Below are 14,025 nucleotides of genomic sequence, written 5' to 3'. Positions count from 1 at the left end.
ATGCCGAACTCACGCGAATAACCATACTCCTCAGTAGCTGTTCATCCCGAAACGGCCGTCCCCGGCACGCCGCGTCGATGCGGCGCTTCCGGAAGCGGCAGGCGGGAACTAGTCGACTATGGTGCCTTCGACGGACCCGCCGTCGTCCTTCTTGATCATGCCACGGCCGTTGTGCGCCGTGATCTCGATGGTCTCCAGCGCGCGGTCCACCATTTCGCGGTCAGTGTCCAGGTTTTGGGCAATGACATTCGCCTGGACCTGGATGATCTTGAAGCTGTGGTCCAGTTTCTGGTCGCGCACAGTAGTGCTTTCGTCGACAATCTGGACGCCGCCCCGGGGAGCAAGGCCGGCAGTGGCTTCGGCGAGCTTTGCGGTGGCCTTGCGCGTGGCACTCCGAACGGAGAACACAACGAACGTAGCGAGGAACAGCCAGCCGAGGGACACAATAACCACTATCCAACCGATGACGTCATTCTGGTTGGCGGCGAAAACCACTGCCACCAGGAAGACAATGAGCATCACGACGATGCCCGTAGAGCCCATCTTGCGGCTAATGCCGCGGCCGGGCGAGGACGAGGACGACGGCATCTGGCCGTTTCGGATCGACTGCATGGTTTTATTCTCTCAAACTCGGACAGGTGCCCGGTGCCGCGTTCGCTCTGCGCTGGTGCCTGCCTCCCCCCGGCGGTGGAAAACGGGGCAGCTGCAGTGGCAGACTGGCTCGATGCAGATCACGATCGCCACCGGTGACATCACCACCCGGGATACCGACGTCGTCGTCAATGCCGCCAACTCATCGCTGCTGGGCGGCGGCGGGGTGGACGGCGCCATCCATCGCGCGGCAGGCCCGCAGCTCCTGGCAGCCTGCCGGGAGCTGCGGAAAACATCACTGCCGCAGGGACTGCCCACCGGCCGGTCCGTCGCTACCGAGGCGTTCAACCTGCCGGCCCGGTGGGTGGTGCACACCGTGGGACCCAACGCCGGGGCAGGGGAAACGGACCCGGAGCTGCTGAGGTCATGTTTCCGCACTGCCCTGGCCGCGGCCGAGGACCTGGGCGCCGAGAGCATTTCCTTTCCCGCCGTCAGCGCCGGCATTTACGGCTGGGACCCGGAGACCGTGGCTGGGATCGGGCTGCAGGAGCTCCTGGACCACACCCCGGGGACGTTGAAGCGCGCGGAGTTCGTGCTGTTCAACGACCGCCTGGCCGGAATCTTCGCCCGCAAGTATGAGCAGCTGGCCGGCTGACCGGCAGTTATTTCAGGAACAGCGCCCGGAGCCTATGAGTGGTAAGGGTCAGGCCCAGCACAATCATCACCACGAAGTAGAGCAAGTGCCCTGCCGTCCCCCAGCTGAAGATGCCGACGCTGATCTGCCGGAGCAGTTCCACGCCGTGCCAGAGCGGCAGCGCCTGGATCACGGACTGCACCGCCTCGGGGTAGACGCTCAGCGGGTAGAAGGTGGCAGAGAGCAGGAACATGGGCAGCATGAGCATTTGGATCCAGTCCATTTGCTGGAACGTCTTCATGTAACTGGTCACGGCCATCCCGAAGGAGGCGAAGCCGAACGCGATCACCACTGCTGCCGGAATCATCAGCAGCGCCCAGGGCGAGGTGATCAGTCCCATGGCGCCCATCACGGCGGTAAAGCCCGTGGCGTAGAGGGCACCGCGGAGCAGGGCCAGGAAGATCTCCCCCATCGCGACGTCCAGCGGACCCAGCGGCGTCGAGAGCATGCCCTCATAGAGGCGGGCGTAGTTGAGCTTGAAGAACACGTTCATGGTGGAGTCATACACCGCGCCGTTCATCGCGGAGACTGCCAGCAGCGCCGGTGCAATGAAGTTGGCATACTCCATTTCCTGCCCGCCCGGGCCGGTGACCGCCCCCACCAGGGCACCCAGGCCAATGCCCATGGCCACCAGGTACAGCACCGGTTCGACGAACCCGCTGACCATGATGCTCCAGTTGGTGCCCCACGTGGCCTTCAGCCCGCGGGCAATCACGGCACGGATGTTCCGCCCGTACAGCGAGCCGAGGAACCGGTCCTGCGGTACAAGCATCGTGGGCGCCGTGCGGTTTTCGATGCTCATCCGTCGAGCCTCCTCGTGAAGTTCCGCCGGGCCAGCTGCAGCCCGCCGAGGGTTAGGACCAGCAGGTACACCACGTGGACGGCGGTCATGGCTGCCGGTTCCGGGTGCCCGTAGCTGAGCACCCGGCCCAGTTCAGTGGAATGCCAGAGCGGTGAGATCCAGCCGATCCAGCGGACGGCCAGCGGCAGCGACTCCAGCGGAAAGAAGGTGCCGGAGAACAGGAACAACGGCATCACGATGAACCGCTGGACCAAGGCGAACTGCCCCTTGTCCTCTTTCAGGGTGGCGCTGAAGGCCATCAGCGGCATCCCGAAGGCCAGTCCGGCCAGCAGTGCGGTGAAGATCATCAGCCAGCCGGTTGCGGGCTGCGCAACCGCACCGAAGAGCACCAGGAACAGGTAGTAGATGCCTGTGGTCAGCAGGATGCGGACGGTCAGTCCCAGGACATGTCCGACGGCAATCTGCCCGCTGGAGAGCGGGGAGGCATTGGGTCCGTAGTAGGTGCGGTGCCATTTGAACCCGCCCATGACGGTGTAGGTGTTTTCCTCGCTGGAGACCATCAGGGCGGCGGTTGCCACGAGGGCCGGTCCCAGGAACATCAGGTAGGACACCGTCGAGCCGTTGGCGCCCGGGAAACCCGCATTCGAGTTCCCGTCGATCAGCACGGCCAGGCCCGTGCCCATGCCCAGCAGGTAGACCAGCGGCGTGCCAATGGCGGTCATCAGCACGGTCCCCTGATAGCCCCGCATCCGCCGGACCCACATGTCGGCGTAGTAGAAGGAGCCGAAGCGCCGCGCCCTGGCGGCGGTTTGGCGTGGGGTCAGCGGCGACCGCAGCCCGAGCACCTCATGGCGCTGGACGCCGGGGTCGGCGGCTTCGGGCTTACTCAACGAGGCTCCTACCCGTGAGGCGGAGGAACACGTCTTCCAGCGAGGAGCGGCGCACCAGCGACGTGATGGGCCGCAGCCCCCGGCTCGTGACGGCATCCAGCGCGGCTTCGCCGTCGTCTGCGTAGATCAGTACCCGGTCCGGGAGGGTCTCCAGCCGCTCGCCGATTCCCTCAAGCTCGCCGGCCACAGTGGTGTTCCGCTCGGATCCGAACCGCAGCTCCACCACCTCGCGGGTGGAGTACTCGCGGATCAGGGCGGCCGGGGAACCCTCGGCCATGATGGCCCCCTTGTCCACCACGATCAGCCGGTCGCACAGCTGCTCCGCCTCGTCCATGTAGTGGGTGGTGAGGATCAGCGTGACGCCGGCTTCCTTGAGCCGGAACAACCGGTCCCAGAGGATGTGCCGGGCCTGCGGATCCAGTCCGGTGGTCGGTTCGTCCAACAGCAGGATCTTCGGGTCGTTGATCAGGGACCGGGCAATGGTCAGGCGCCGCTTCATTCCCCCGGAGAGGGACTCCACGCGGGCCTTCGCCTTGTCCGTGAGCTGCGCGAATTCCAGCAGTTCGTCTGCCTTGGGCTGCAGGTAGCTCTTGGGCAGGCCGAAGTAGCGGCCGTAGGCTATGAGGTTGTCCCGCACACGCAGGTCCTCGTCCAGGTTGTCCTGCTGGGGCACAACGCCCAGGTGGGCGCGGACTTCGGGGCCGTACCGGTTCGGATCCAGGCCCATAATGCTCAGGTCTCCGGCGGTGCGCTGGGAGACGCCGCCGATCATCTTCATGGTGGTGGATTTCCCCGCGCCGTTGGGCCCGAGGAGCCCGAAGGACTCCCCCGGCGGAACGTCAAAGGAGATGCCGTTGACGGCGGTGAAATCACCGTAGGACTTGGTCAGGTTCCGTGCGGAAATGACAAAGTCGGAGCGGGTTTCGGGGACGGTTTTGCTTGATGTGATCTGCGACACTTGAGACAGCATAGTGGACGCAGGACGGGGCCGGTGCATGTCGCTGCGCACCGGCCCCGTCAACTGCTCCGATTTGGTCCTAGACCAGGATTCCGGCCTGCCGTTCGGCGGCTTCCACCACGTTCGCCAGCAGCATTGCGCGGGTCATCGGGCCCACGCCGCCGGGGTTGGGCGAGATCCAGGAGGCGACGTCGGCCGCTGCCGGTTCGACGTCGCCGGTCAGCGTTGTTTCCCCGGTTTCCGGATCGGTGACCCGGGTGACGCCGACGTCCAGCACGATCGCGCCGGGCTTGAGCTCCTCGGCCCGGATCATTTCCGGGAAGCCGGCCGCGGCGACCACCACGTCGGCTGCCTGCAGGTGCTCGAACAGGTCCGCGGTCCCGGTGTGCGCCAGCGTGACCGTGGCGTTGATCGGACGGCGGGTCAACAGCAGGCCGAGCGGCCGCCCGACGGTGACGCCGCGTCCGACCACGAGGACCTTCTTGCCGTTCAGCGAAATCCCGTTGCGGACCAGCAGCTGCACGATCCCGTGCGGCGTGCAGGGCAGCGGCGACGTCATCGGTTCGCTGACGTTGAGCACCAGGCGGCCCAGGTTGACCGGGTGCAGCCCGTCCGCATCCTTCTCCGGGGCGATCCGCTCCAGGATGGCATTGGCATCGATGTGCGCCGGCAGCGGCAGCTGCACAATGTACCCGGTGGTGGCCGGGTCCTCGTTCAGCTCGTCAATGACCTTTTCCAGGTCTGCCTGGCTGATGTCGCCCGGTAGGTCCCGGCGGATGGAGTTAATCCCCACCTGTTTGCAGTCCTTATGCTTGCCGCCCACGTAGGAGTGGCTGGCGGGGTCATCGCCCACCAGCACCGTCCCCAACCCCGGAGTGACGCCGTGCTCTTCCTTCAGCACGCGCACCCGTTCGGTCAGGTCCTCCTTGATCTCCCGGGCGGCGGCACGGCCGTCGAGGATCTTCGCCGCAACCGGAGTGCCGAAATCGGTCTTCTCCTTGACGTCCCAGCCGAGGTTCACGCTGGCGTCCTCGCCGGTCACGGCGCCCTCCATATTGGTTCCTTTCTCCACGGTTACCATTCCTCCTGTCCGGGGTAAAGCGGGAAATTGTCTGCCAGCGCCCGTACGCGGCCCCGCAGGACCTCGACGTCGGGAGCGGGTTTCAGTGCGGCGGCAATGATCTCGGCAACCTCGGTGAATTCCGGGGCGCCGAAGCCGCGGGTTGCGAGCGCCGGGGTGCCGATCCGCAGGCCGGACGTGACCATCGGCGGCCGCGGGTCGAAGGGTACGGAGTTGCGGTTCACCGTGATGCCCACGGAATCAAGCAGGTCTTCGGCCTGCTTTCCGTCCAGGGCGGAGTGCCGCAGGTCCACCAGGATCAGGTGGACGTCCGTGCCGCCGGTGAGCACTGAAACGCCGTGTTCGGCTACATCCGCTGCGTTCAGGCGGTCGGCAATGATCCGCGCACCCTCGAGCACGCGTTCCTGCCGTTCCCGGAACTCCTCGGTGCCGGCGATCTTAAAGGCCACGGCCTTCGCAGCGATCACGTGCATCAGCGGGCCGCCCTGCTGGCCGGGGAAAACGGCGGAGTTCAGCCTCTTCGCGTATTCCTTTTTCGCCAGGATCATTCCCGAGCGCGGCCCGGCAAGGGTCTTGTGCACGGTGGAGGTGACGACGTCGGACACCGGCACCGGGTTGGGGTGCAGTCCCGCGGCCACCAGTCCGGCAAAATGCGCCATGTCGGTCCAGAGATAGGCACCAACTTCATCGGCAATGGAGCGGAAGGCCTCGAAGTCCAACTGCCGCGGGTAGGCGGACCAGCCGGCGACAATAACCTGCGGGCGTTCCGCCAGCGCCTGTTCACGGACCCGCTCCATGTCCACCCGGTAGGTCTGCTCATCCACCCCGTAGGCCGCGACGTCGTACAGCTTGCCGGAGAAGTTCAGTTTCATGCCGTGGGTAAGGTGCCCGCCGTGGGCCAGGTTCAGCCCCATCAGTTTCTCGCCCGGCGCCATCAGGGCCGCGAGCGCGGCAGCATTGGCCTGCGCGCCGGAGTGCGGCTGGACGTTGGCGAACTCCGCACCGAACAGGGCCTTCACCCGCTCGATGGCGAGGTTCTCTGCCACGTCCACATGTTCGCAGCCGCCGTAGTAGCGGCGCCCGGGATAGCCCTCGGCGTACTTGTTGGTGAGGACGGAGCCGGAGGTTTCCAAGACGGCGCGCGGGGCGAAGTTCTCGGAGGCGATCATCTCGAGGGTGCTGCGCTGGCGGGACAATTCATCATTCAGGACCGCTGCTATTTCGGGATCAACATCGATAAGCGGCGCGTTGGTGACGGACTGGGTGGATACTCTCACGTGGGATCTCCTGGGAAGGGGTTCTCTATAGGTCAGGCTACCTGTCGGGGCATAGGCCGGGCATGGCACAACAGTTTCGCGCGTGACCCGCGGCCCAGGCGTGCGATCCGTGGTCGTTAGGACCCCCCCGCAGGGGTGCCGTGCCGCTTCCTGGTGGTAATCCACCTAACGCCAGTCGCGACGCTCTCCATCCTAGCCTCACCTGTCCCCCGTCTGCAGGGCTTCGGCGGAATAGCCGCAATGCCCGGACCGTTACGGTTCTCAGGAACGAAGGAGTGCACAGGTGGAAACGGACATACTCGTGATCGGAGCCGGCCAGGCCGGGCTCAGCGCCGCTTACCACCTGCGCCGCCGCGGCCTGGAGCCCGGCGCCGGCTTCACCGTGCTGGACGCGAACCCCGGGCCGGGCGGGGCCTGGCGCCACCGGTGGGATTCGCTGACCTTCGGTACGGCGCACGCCCTGCACGATCTCCCGGGGATGCCGCTGGGCTCGCCCGATCCCGCCGAACCCGCTTCCGCCGTCGTCACCAGGTACTACGGACGCTATGAGCAGGAGTTCGGGCTCGACGTTGTCCGGCCGGTCTCCGTGGCGGCGGTGGCGGAGGGCGACGGCGGCAGGCTCACGGTCCGTGCCGTGGATGGCCGCGAGTGGCAGGCCCGCACGGTCATCAACGCCACGGGCACGTGGGACCGGCCGTATTGGCCCTATTACCCCGGGCGGGAGTCCTTCCGCGGGCGGCAGCTGCATACCCGGGACTTTCGCAGCGTGGCTGACTTTGCCGGGCAGCGGGTCCTTGTGGTCGGCGGCGGTACCTCCGCCGTGCAGTTCCTGCTGCAGCTGCAGCGTGCCGGTGTGGAAACCGTCTGGTCCACCCGCCGGCCGCCGGAATTCACCCTCCGCCCGTTCGACTCCGAGTGGGGGCGGGCCGTGGAAGCGAAAGTCAGCGCCAGGACCCGTGCCGGCCTGCCGCCGCTGAGCGTCGTTTCCGCCACGGGCCTGCCGTTGACGGATGAATACCGGCGGGGCATTGAGGACGGGGTGCTCGTGTCACGCGGACCGATCGGCCGCCTGACCACCTCCGGAGTTGTTTTCGCAGACGGGTCCGCCGAGTCCGTGGACACTGTCCTCTGGGCCACCGGCTTTCGTGCCGCCCTGGAGCATCTGGCGCCGCTGCACCTGCGCGAACCCGGCGGCGGGATCCGGATGGACGGGGTCCGGGTGGTGCGAGAGCCCCGCCTGCTGCTGGTGGGCTACGGTGAGTCCTCCTCCACGCTGGGGGCTACCCGCGCCGGCCGGGCAGCCGCGCTTGCCGCCCTGCGCCAGCCGGCTACGAAAGCAGCTCTTCCCAGTTGATGGAAGTTACCGTGCCCTGTTCCCAGTCACGGCGCAGGATGGCGTAAACCACCGTGGCAACCCTGCGCCCGTCTTCCAGCGGCCAGTCCTCCCGGTAATGCGCTTCCTTCACGAAACCTGAACGCAGCAGGGTCTTGCGCATGGCGATGTTGTCCTCGCTCGTATGGCCCGCGAAGCGGTGCGCTTCGGGATAGTCATCGAACACCTTGCCGGTCAGGGCTTTCAACACCGGTACGCCGTTGCCCCGGCCGCGGAACTTCTCCACCAGGCGCAGGTCCAGCACCGGTGTACTCGTTCCCAGCTCCTCCAAGATGACCAGGCCCATGCGGTGGTTGTCGCCGAACACCCAGAAGGTACTCACGCCGTCGCCGTCGAACCGTCCCTCGATCAGGAGGCGCCGCACCAGCCCCTCGGAAGGCGCCTTGATCCGGTGGTAGGGAAAGCTGTTGGTAGTGAGGAAACGTACGAGCTCTCCCTCGTCCTTGTCGGAAAACGGAAGGAACATCACATCCATGTGCCCACCCTAGGCCAGGGCACGGAAACCGGTAACCTAGCAAGGGTGACAGACATGAGCTCTCTTCCCGACGCCTCCGCCGCCAACGCCTTTACCCTGACGTTGTCCTGCCCCGACCGTCCCGGCATTGTCCATGCCGTCAGTGCTTCCCTGGTGGCGGCCGAAGGCAACATCACCGAGTCCGCGCAGTTCGGCAGTCGGGAAACCGGCTCCTTCTTTATGCGCGTGGACTTCACTTCCCCGCGCTCCTACGAGCAGGTCCATGCGGAACTCGCTGCAACGGCGTCTGCATTTGCCATGTCCTGGGAACTGCACCGCGCCGGCCGCCGGACCCGCACCCTGATCATGGCGTCCAAGTCCGGCCACTGCCTCAACGACCTGCTGTTCCAGCAGCGTGCGGGGACCCTGCCGATCGATATCCCGGCCATTGTCTCCAACCACCGCGAGCTGGAATCCCTCGCCGACTTCTACGGCGTGCCGTTCCACTATGTCCCCGTCACTCCGGACACGAAGGGCCAGGCGGAGGACCGGCTGCGCGCCCTGATGGCCGAACTGGACATTGAGCTGGTGGTCCTCGCCCGCTACATGCAGATCCTGAGCAACGACCTCTGCCGTGACCTGTCCGGGCGTGCCATCAACATCCATCACTCCTTCCTGCCTTCCTTCAAGGGAGCGAGGCCCTACCACCAGGCGCATGCCCGGGGAGTGAAGCTGATCGGTGCCACGGCGCATTACGTAACTTCGGACCTGGATGAGGGTCCCATCATCGAACAGGAAGTCATGCGGGTGGACCACGCCCGTTCGGCTGCCCAGCTGGCGGCCCTGGGCAGCGACGTCGAGGGGCGGGCACTGTCCAAAGCCGTGCAGTGGCATGCCCAGCACCGGGTCCTGCTGGACGGCGGGCGGACCATCGTCTTCAACTAGGCGGTTCCTGCTGCGGGTGCCGGCTTCCGCTAACCGGCCTCCGGGCGGCGCTACGCTGGGTGGCATGGCACACATCATTGAATTCCGGGGCAAGACCCCCGCCGTCGATTCCAGCGTCTTCCTCGCTCCCACCGCTTCGCTCATTGGCGACGTCACCATGGCAGCGGACTCCAGCGCCTTCTACGGCGCCTGCGTCCGCGGTGACTCCAACAGCATCCGCGTGGGCGCCGGAACCAACCTCCAGGACAATGTGGTGCTGCATGCGGACCCGGGCTTCCCGACGTCGGTGGGCGAGCGGGTCAGCATCGGCCACAATGCCGTGGTGCACGGCTGCACGGTCGAGGATGACTGCCTGATCGGTATGAGCGCCACGATTATGAACGGTGCCGTGATCGGCGCCGGTTCCCTCGTCGCCGCCGGCGCACTGGTTCTTGAGGGTACGGTGGTCCCGCCCCGCTCGCTGGTGGCCGGCATGCCGGCAAAGGTCCGCCGCACGCTCACGGATGAGGAGTTCGCGGGAGTGAAGGCCAACGCGGAAAACTACCGGCAGACGGCTGCCGACCACCGATCTGCCGTAGCCGCGCAACCCTAGGCTTGTGTTCACTTCTTGACTGCAAGAGTGTGATGTAGCACTCTAAACTAATGCCAGCCGAACCATCCTCGCCGTTGAGGACCACCCGCACGCCGGGGACCACCCCGCCCAATCCGGGCTCGCAGAGCGCCCTGCGCGAACGCAACCGGCAGCGCATCATCCAGGCCCTTTTGGCCTCGGGTCCGTTGACGCAGGCGGAACTTTCGCGCCAGACGGGGTTGTCCCGCGCCACGGTCTCCAACATCGTGGGCGATATGAGCGAGCGTCAGCTCGTCATCACCGAGCCCACCACCAGCTCCGGGCGGAGGGCGCTTTCGGTGCGGCTCAACGAGTCAGGAGCCGTTGCTGCCGGCATCGACATCGGTCGCCGGCACGTCAGGGTGATCCTGGCCTCGCTCGGCCACCGGATCCTGCAGGAGGAGTCCATCCAGCTTCCGCTGGGCCACTCCGCAGCAGAGGGCATGGATGCCGCTGCGGCCCTGCTGGCCCGGCTGCTGCGCCGGCAGGGGGTGGACCGCAGCGCGGTCCTGGGTGCCGGCGTCGGCATCCCCGGCCCCATCGACCGTCGCACGGGCACTGTGGTCCAGGGTGCAATCCTCCCCGAGTGGGTGGGGATCAACATGCGCGAAGACCTCGCCGACCGGCTGGGTGTCCCGGTCTACATCGACAATGACGCCAACCTCGGTGCGCTGGCGGAAGTCACCTGGGGGCCGCACGGCTGCAGCGAAAACCTGATCTTCATCAAGGTTGCCTCCGGCATCGGCGCCGGGCTGGTCATCAACGGTTCGCTCTACTACGGCAATGTCGGTATCACCGGAGAAATCGGCCACGCCACCATCTTCGACCAGGGGCTGATCTGCCGGTGCGGCAACCGCGGCTGCCTGGAAACCATCGCCTCGACCTCCATCATGATCGAGCTGCTGAGCCGTGCTTCCAACGGCACCGTCACCACCGCGGACATCCTTTCACGCGCCGCCGGAAAGGATCCGGCCACCCTGCGCGTTATTGACGACGCCGGCGTTGCGGTCGGGCGCGCCGCCGCCAACCTCGCGAACACCCTGAATCCGGAACTCATCATCATCGGCGGTTCGCTGACCGACCTCGGCGACACGTTCCTGGACCCGATCCGCCGCGGCCTGCTGCGGCACGCCGTTCCCCTCGTCGGCGAAACCTCCACCGTGCTTATGTCCTCGCTCGGGGACCGCGCCGAAGCCCTGGGAGCAGCGGCACTCGTCCTCCAGGAGCAGGGAACCGCGGCTGCGTAGTACCTGCCCGGCGGCCCGCAAACTACCCGAAACCGCTCCTGTTGCGTTCAAGACTTGACGGCAGTGCCTGTGACCGTGGTAACTTCCTTACGGCCCACTCTGTGGGCCGTATCACGACAAAGAGGTCACACGGAGGCACTCATGCGAGCAGAAGCAGCTCCGGCAGTCGGCGCGCGGTGCGCTCCCTGCCATCACGGCAGGGACAATACGCATGTCGTCTAGTCCATTCATTCTGGAAATGCACTCCATCACCAAGGAGTTCCCCGGCGTCAAGGCCCTCGCGGATGTGGCCCTGAACGTCCGGGCCGGCGAAATCCACGCCATCTGCGGAGAAAACGGCGCAGGAAAATCCACGCTGATGAAGGTCCTCTCCGGCGTCTACCCCCACGGTACGTACACCGGAGAAATCGTCTTCCAGGGCAAGCCCGTCCAGTTCCGCGATATCCGGTCCAGCGAAGCCGCGGGAATTGTCATCATCCACCAGGAACTGGCGCTGATTCCCGAACTCTCCATTGCCGAGAACATTTTCCTGGGCAATGAACCCACCCGGTTCGGCGTCATCGACTGGGACAAGGTCAACTTCGACACCCTGGACCTCATGGAACGGGTCGGACTCCAGGAAGACCCCACCACGCCCATCAAGGATCTGGGCGTGGGCAAGCAGCAGCTGGTGGAGATCGCCAAGGCACTGAACAAACGGGTACAGCTGCTGATCCTCGACGAGCCCACCGCAGCGCTCAACGAGACCGATTCCCAGCACCTGCTGGGCCTGATGTCAGGCCTGCGGGACAAGGGCATCTCCTGCATCATGATCTCGCACAAGCTCAATGAAATTGAGCAGATTGCAGATTCCATCACCATCATCCGCGACGGCCGCTCGGTCGAGACTATCGACGTCGCCGCCGAAGGCGCGGACGAAGACCGCATCATCCGCGGCATGGTTGGCCGTTCGCTGGAGTCCCGGTTCCCGGACCACACCCCGACGATCGGTGAAACGTTCTTCGAGGTCCGCGGTTGGACCGTGGGCCACCCCTCCGTCGCGGACCGCCTGGTCTGCAAGGGCGCGGACTTCCACGTAAAACGCGGCGAGATTGTCGGATTCGCCGGACTGATGGGCGCCGGACGCACCGAGCTGGCCCGTTCCGTTTTCGGCCGCTCCTACGGCAACTTCATCTCCGGCCAGATCATCAAGGACGGCAAGGAGATCACCCTCAAGACGGTGCACTCCGCGATTAACCATGGCCTGGCCTACGTCACTGAAGACCGCAAGACCCTGGGCCTGAACCTCCTGGACGACATCAAGGCCACCACGGTTTCGGCAGACCTCAAAAAGATCACCCGGGGCCTGGTTGTCGACAACGACGCCGAGTTCCGCCACGCGGAGGAATACCGCAAGAGCCTGCGCACCAAGGCACCCACTGTCGATGAGGGCGTTTCCAAGCTCTCCGGCGGCAACCAGCAGAAGGTTGTCCTGGCCAAGTGGATGTTCACCGACCCGGACCTGCTGATCCTGGACGAACCCACCCGCGGCATCGACGTGGGCGCCAAGTACGAAATCTACGGAATCATCCAGCAGCTCGCGAACCAGGGCAAGGGAGTCATCGTGATCTCCTCTGAGCTCCCCGAGCTCCTGGGCCTCTCCGACCGTATCTACACCATCTTCGAAGGGGCGATCACCGGCGAGGTCTCCAAGGCGGAGGCCAACCAGGAGAACCTCATGAGGCTCATGACCTCCCCCGCCCGGAAGCCCGCCGACTACGCCACTCAAGGAACACTTTCATGAACGCCATCAAGCAACTCCTGGGCGGCAACGGCCGCCAATTCGGGATGATCTTCGCCTTGGCCATCCTGGTCGGCCTGTTCCAGGTCCTCACCGGAGGCAAGACCCTGACGCCCACGAACATGATCAACCTGTTCAACGGCAACTCCTACATCCTGATCCTGGCCGTGGGCATGGTCTTCGTGATCATCGCCGGCCACATCGACCTCTCGGTGGGATCCGTCGCCGCGTTCTCGGGCATCGTCGTCGCAATGGCCATGCGGGACTGGGGCCTGCCCTGGTACGCGGGCATACTCCTGGGCCTGCTGGTGGGCGCCGCAATCGGCGCCTGGCAGGGCCTGTGGGTGGCGTACGTCGGAATCCCGGCGTTCATCGTGACGCTGGCAGGCATGCTGATCTTCCGCGGAGCCAACCAGTGGGTGGGCAAGTCCAACACGGTTCCGGTCCCCTCCGAATTCCAGTTCATCGGCGCAGGCTACCTGCCCGAGGGCGGCCCGATCCCCGGCTACAACAACCTGACGCTGCTGCTGGGCCTGATCCTCTGCGCCGCAGTCATCTACGGCGAAATGCGCAAGCGTTCCCGCAACGCCAAGCTGGGCACAGCCAACCCGCCTGCCTGGGTTCCGGTGGTCAAGATCGGCCTGCTCTGCGCCGTCATCCTCTACGCCACGTACCTCTTCGCCACGGGCCGTCCCGGCACGTCCTTCCCGGTCTCGGGCATCATCCTGGGCGTCCTGGTCCTCTTCTACGGCTTCGTCTCCAACAAGACCATCCTCGGCCGCCACGTCTACGCGGTGGGTGGAAACCGGCACGCAGCAGAGCTCTCCGGCGTGCAGGGCAAGAAGGTCAACTTCATGGTCATGATGAACATGTCGATCCTGGCCGCCCTGGCCGGCATGATCTTCGTGGCCCGCTCCACCGCCTCCGGTCCGTTTGACGGCACCAACTGGGAACTCGACGCCATTGCCGCCGTCTTCATCGGCGGAGCGGCCGTGTCCGGCGGCGTCGGCACCGTGGTCGGTTCCATCGTGGGCGGCCTGGTCATGGCCGTCCTGAACAACGGCCTGCAGCTGCTCGGCGTGGGCGCGGACACGACCTCCATGATCAAGGGCCTGGTCCTGCTCCTCGCCGTCGCACTGGACGTCTACAACAAGACCCAGGGCAAGCCCTCCATCACCGGACTGCTGATGCGCAACTTCGGCGGCAACAAGCCCAAGCCGGCCCCCGCCGTCGTCGACGCCACCCCGGAAATGCCTACGGGCACCAAGACCGTCATCTCCACTGACGCCTAGACCGCACCACT

14 protein-coding genes are annotated in these 14,025 nt (G+C 65.7%); 7 read left to right on the top strand and 7 right to left on the bottom strand.

What is annotated here, in order from left to right:
* Positions 1 to 108: 108 nt before the first annotated feature.
* A complete protein-coding gene (locus tag NNX35_RS13010) occupies positions 109 to 612 on the bottom strand; it encodes a hypothetical protein (RefSeq protein ID WP_255766940.1) in 504 nt (167 codons plus the stop codon).
* A gap of 112 nt (positions 613 to 724) precedes the next feature.
* Between NNX35_RS13010 and NNX35_RS13005 the strand changes: the two genes are divergently transcribed.
* Positions 725 to 1,246 (top strand): O-acetyl-ADP-ribose deacetylase, encoded by a 522-nt coding sequence (locus NNX35_RS13005; protein WP_255766939.1) that lies wholly within the window; start codon positions 725 to 727, stop codon positions 1,244 to 1,246.
* A 7-nt stretch (positions 1,247 to 1,253) separates the two neighbouring features.
* Here NNX35_RS13005 and NNX35_RS13000 read toward each other — a convergent pair whose 3' ends face one another.
* The 5 genes from NNX35_RS13000 to glyA form a co-directional block, all read right to left on the bottom strand.
* Complete coding sequence (locus tag NNX35_RS13000) at positions 1,254 to 2,087, bottom strand: ABC transporter permease (RefSeq protein WP_255766938.1); 834 nt, start codon at positions 2,085 to 2,087, stop codon at positions 1,254 to 1,256.
* Positions 2,084 to 2,977 (bottom strand): ABC transporter permease, encoded by an 894-nt coding sequence (locus NNX35_RS12995; RefSeq protein WP_255766937.1) that lies wholly within the window; start codon positions 2,975 to 2,977, stop codon positions 2,084 to 2,086. Before NNX35_RS12995 ends, NNX35_RS13000 begins: the two co-directional genes overlap by 4 nt.
* Positions 2,970 to 3,947: an ABC transporter ATP-binding protein gene (locus NNX35_RS12990; RefSeq protein WP_255867991.1), complete on the bottom strand. Its 978-nt coding sequence runs from the start codon at positions 3,945 to 3,947 to the stop codon at positions 2,970 to 2,972. The genes NNX35_RS12995 and NNX35_RS12990 overlap by 8 nt, the downstream gene beginning before the upstream one ends.
* A 67-nt stretch (positions 3,948 to 4,014) precedes the next feature.
* Positions 4,015 to 5,007 carry a bifunctional methylenetetrahydrofolate dehydrogenase/methenyltetrahydrofolate cyclohydrolase gene (locus NNX35_RS12985; protein ID WP_255766935.1) on the bottom strand — a complete coding sequence of 331 codons (993 nt, stop codon included), beginning with the start codon at positions 5,005 to 5,007 and terminating at the stop codon, positions 4,015 to 4,017.
* Positions 5,008 to 5,009: 2 nt separating this feature from the next.
* Positions 5,010 to 6,293, bottom strand: a complete 1,284-nt coding sequence (gene glyA, locus NNX35_RS12980; protein ID WP_255766934.1) for a serine hydroxymethyltransferase — start codon at positions 6,291 to 6,293, stop codon at positions 5,010 to 5,012.
* A gap of 283 nt (positions 6,294 to 6,576) precedes the next feature.
* On the opposite strand from glyA, the gene NNX35_RS12975 reads away from it, so the two are divergent.
* The gene (locus tag NNX35_RS12975; RefSeq protein ID WP_255867990.1) at positions 6,577 to 7,647 is read left to right on the top strand and encodes an FAD-dependent oxidoreductase; all 1,071 of its coding nucleotides are present in this window, start codon (positions 6,577 to 6,579) and stop codon (positions 7,645 to 7,647) included.
* Here NNX35_RS12975 and NNX35_RS12970 read toward each other — a convergent pair.
* A complete protein-coding gene (locus NNX35_RS12970; RefSeq protein WP_255867989.1) occupies positions 7,622 to 8,161 on the bottom strand; it encodes a GNAT family N-acetyltransferase in 540 nt (179 codons plus the stop codon). The genes NNX35_RS12975 and NNX35_RS12970 overlap by 26 nt on opposite strands.
* Before the next feature lie 54 nt (positions 8,162 to 8,215).
* On the opposite strand from NNX35_RS12970, the gene purU reads away from it, so the two are divergent.
* The 5 genes from purU to mmsB all read left to right on the top strand — a co-directional run bounded on the left by purU (position 8,216) and on the right by mmsB (position 14,014).
* Positions 8,216 to 9,085, top strand: a complete 870-nt coding sequence (gene purU, locus NNX35_RS12965) for a formyltetrahydrofolate deformylase (RefSeq protein ID WP_255766931.1) — start codon at positions 8,216 to 8,218, stop codon at positions 9,083 to 9,085.
* 64 nt (positions 9,086 to 9,149) lie between these two features.
* Positions 9,150 to 9,677, top strand: a complete 528-nt coding sequence (locus tag NNX35_RS12960; RefSeq protein ID WP_255867988.1) for a gamma carbonic anhydrase family protein — start codon at positions 9,150 to 9,152, stop codon at positions 9,675 to 9,677.
* Between the two features lie 50 nt (positions 9,678 to 9,727).
* Positions 9,728 to 10,942, top strand: coding sequence for an ROK family transcriptional regulator (locus tag NNX35_RS12955; protein WP_255867987.1), 1,215 nt, complete (start codon positions 9,728 to 9,730; stop codon positions 10,940 to 10,942).
* 211 nt (positions 10,943 to 11,153) lie between these two features.
* Positions 11,154 to 12,725 (top strand): multiple monosaccharide ABC transporter ATP-binding protein, encoded by a 1,572-nt coding sequence (gene mmsA, locus NNX35_RS12950; protein WP_255867986.1) that lies wholly within the window; start codon positions 11,154 to 11,156, stop codon positions 12,723 to 12,725.
* Entirely contained in the window at positions 12,722 to 14,014 is a 1,293-nt protein-coding gene (mmsB, locus tag NNX35_RS12945) for a multiple monosaccharide ABC transporter permease (RefSeq protein WP_255766927.1), read from the top strand. The genes mmsA and mmsB overlap by 4 nt, the downstream gene beginning before the upstream one ends.
* The last annotated feature ends 11 nt before the right edge of the window (positions 14,015 to 14,025 follow it).

It is taken from the genome of Arthrobacter sp. zg-Y844 (assembly GCF_024385465.1).
Taxonomy (GTDB): Bacteria; Actinomycetota; Actinomycetes; order Actinomycetales; family Micrococcaceae; genus Arthrobacter_B.
This window is presented reverse-complemented; position numbering and strand designations above follow the sequence as displayed.

Excerpts from the sequence above, each read along its gene's own strand:
- NNX35_RS13000 (WP_255766938.1), bottom strand. The coding sequence starts at position 2,087 with ATGAGCATCGAAAACCGCACGGCGCCCACGATGCTTGTACCGCAGGAC.
- mmsA (WP_255867986.1), top strand. The coding sequence starts at position 11,154 with ATGTCGTCTAGTCCATTCATTCTGGAAATGCACTCCATCACCAAGGAG.
- NNX35_RS12960 (WP_255867988.1), top strand. The coding sequence starts at position 9,150 with ATGGCACACATCATTGAATTCCGGGGCAAGACCCCCGCCGTCGATTCC.
- NNX35_RS12955 (WP_255867987.1), top strand. The coding sequence starts at position 9,728 with ATGCCAGCCGAACCATCCTCGCCGTTGAGGACCACCCGCACGCCGGGG.
- NNX35_RS12970 (WP_255867989.1), bottom strand. The coding sequence starts at position 8,161 with ATGGATGTGATGTTCCTTCCGTTTTCCGACAAGGACGAGGGAGAGCTC.
- NNX35_RS13010 (WP_255766940.1), bottom strand. The coding sequence starts at position 612 with ATGCAGTCGATCCGAAACGGCCAGATGCCGTCGTCCTCGTCCTCGCCC.
- mmsB (WP_255766927.1), top strand. The coding sequence starts at position 12,722 with ATGAACGCCATCAAGCAACTCCTGGGCGGCAACGGCCGCCAATTCGGG.
- NNX35_RS13005 (WP_255766939.1), top strand. The coding sequence starts at position 725 with ATGCAGATCACGATCGCCACCGGTGACATCACCACCCGGGATACCGAC.
- purU (WP_255766931.1), top strand. The coding sequence starts at position 8,216 with ATGAGCTCTCTTCCCGACGCCTCCGCCGCCAACGCCTTTACCCTGACG.
- NNX35_RS12990 (WP_255867991.1), bottom strand. The coding sequence starts at position 3,947 with ATGCTGTCTCAAGTGTCGCAGATCACATCAAGCAAAACCGTCCCCGAA.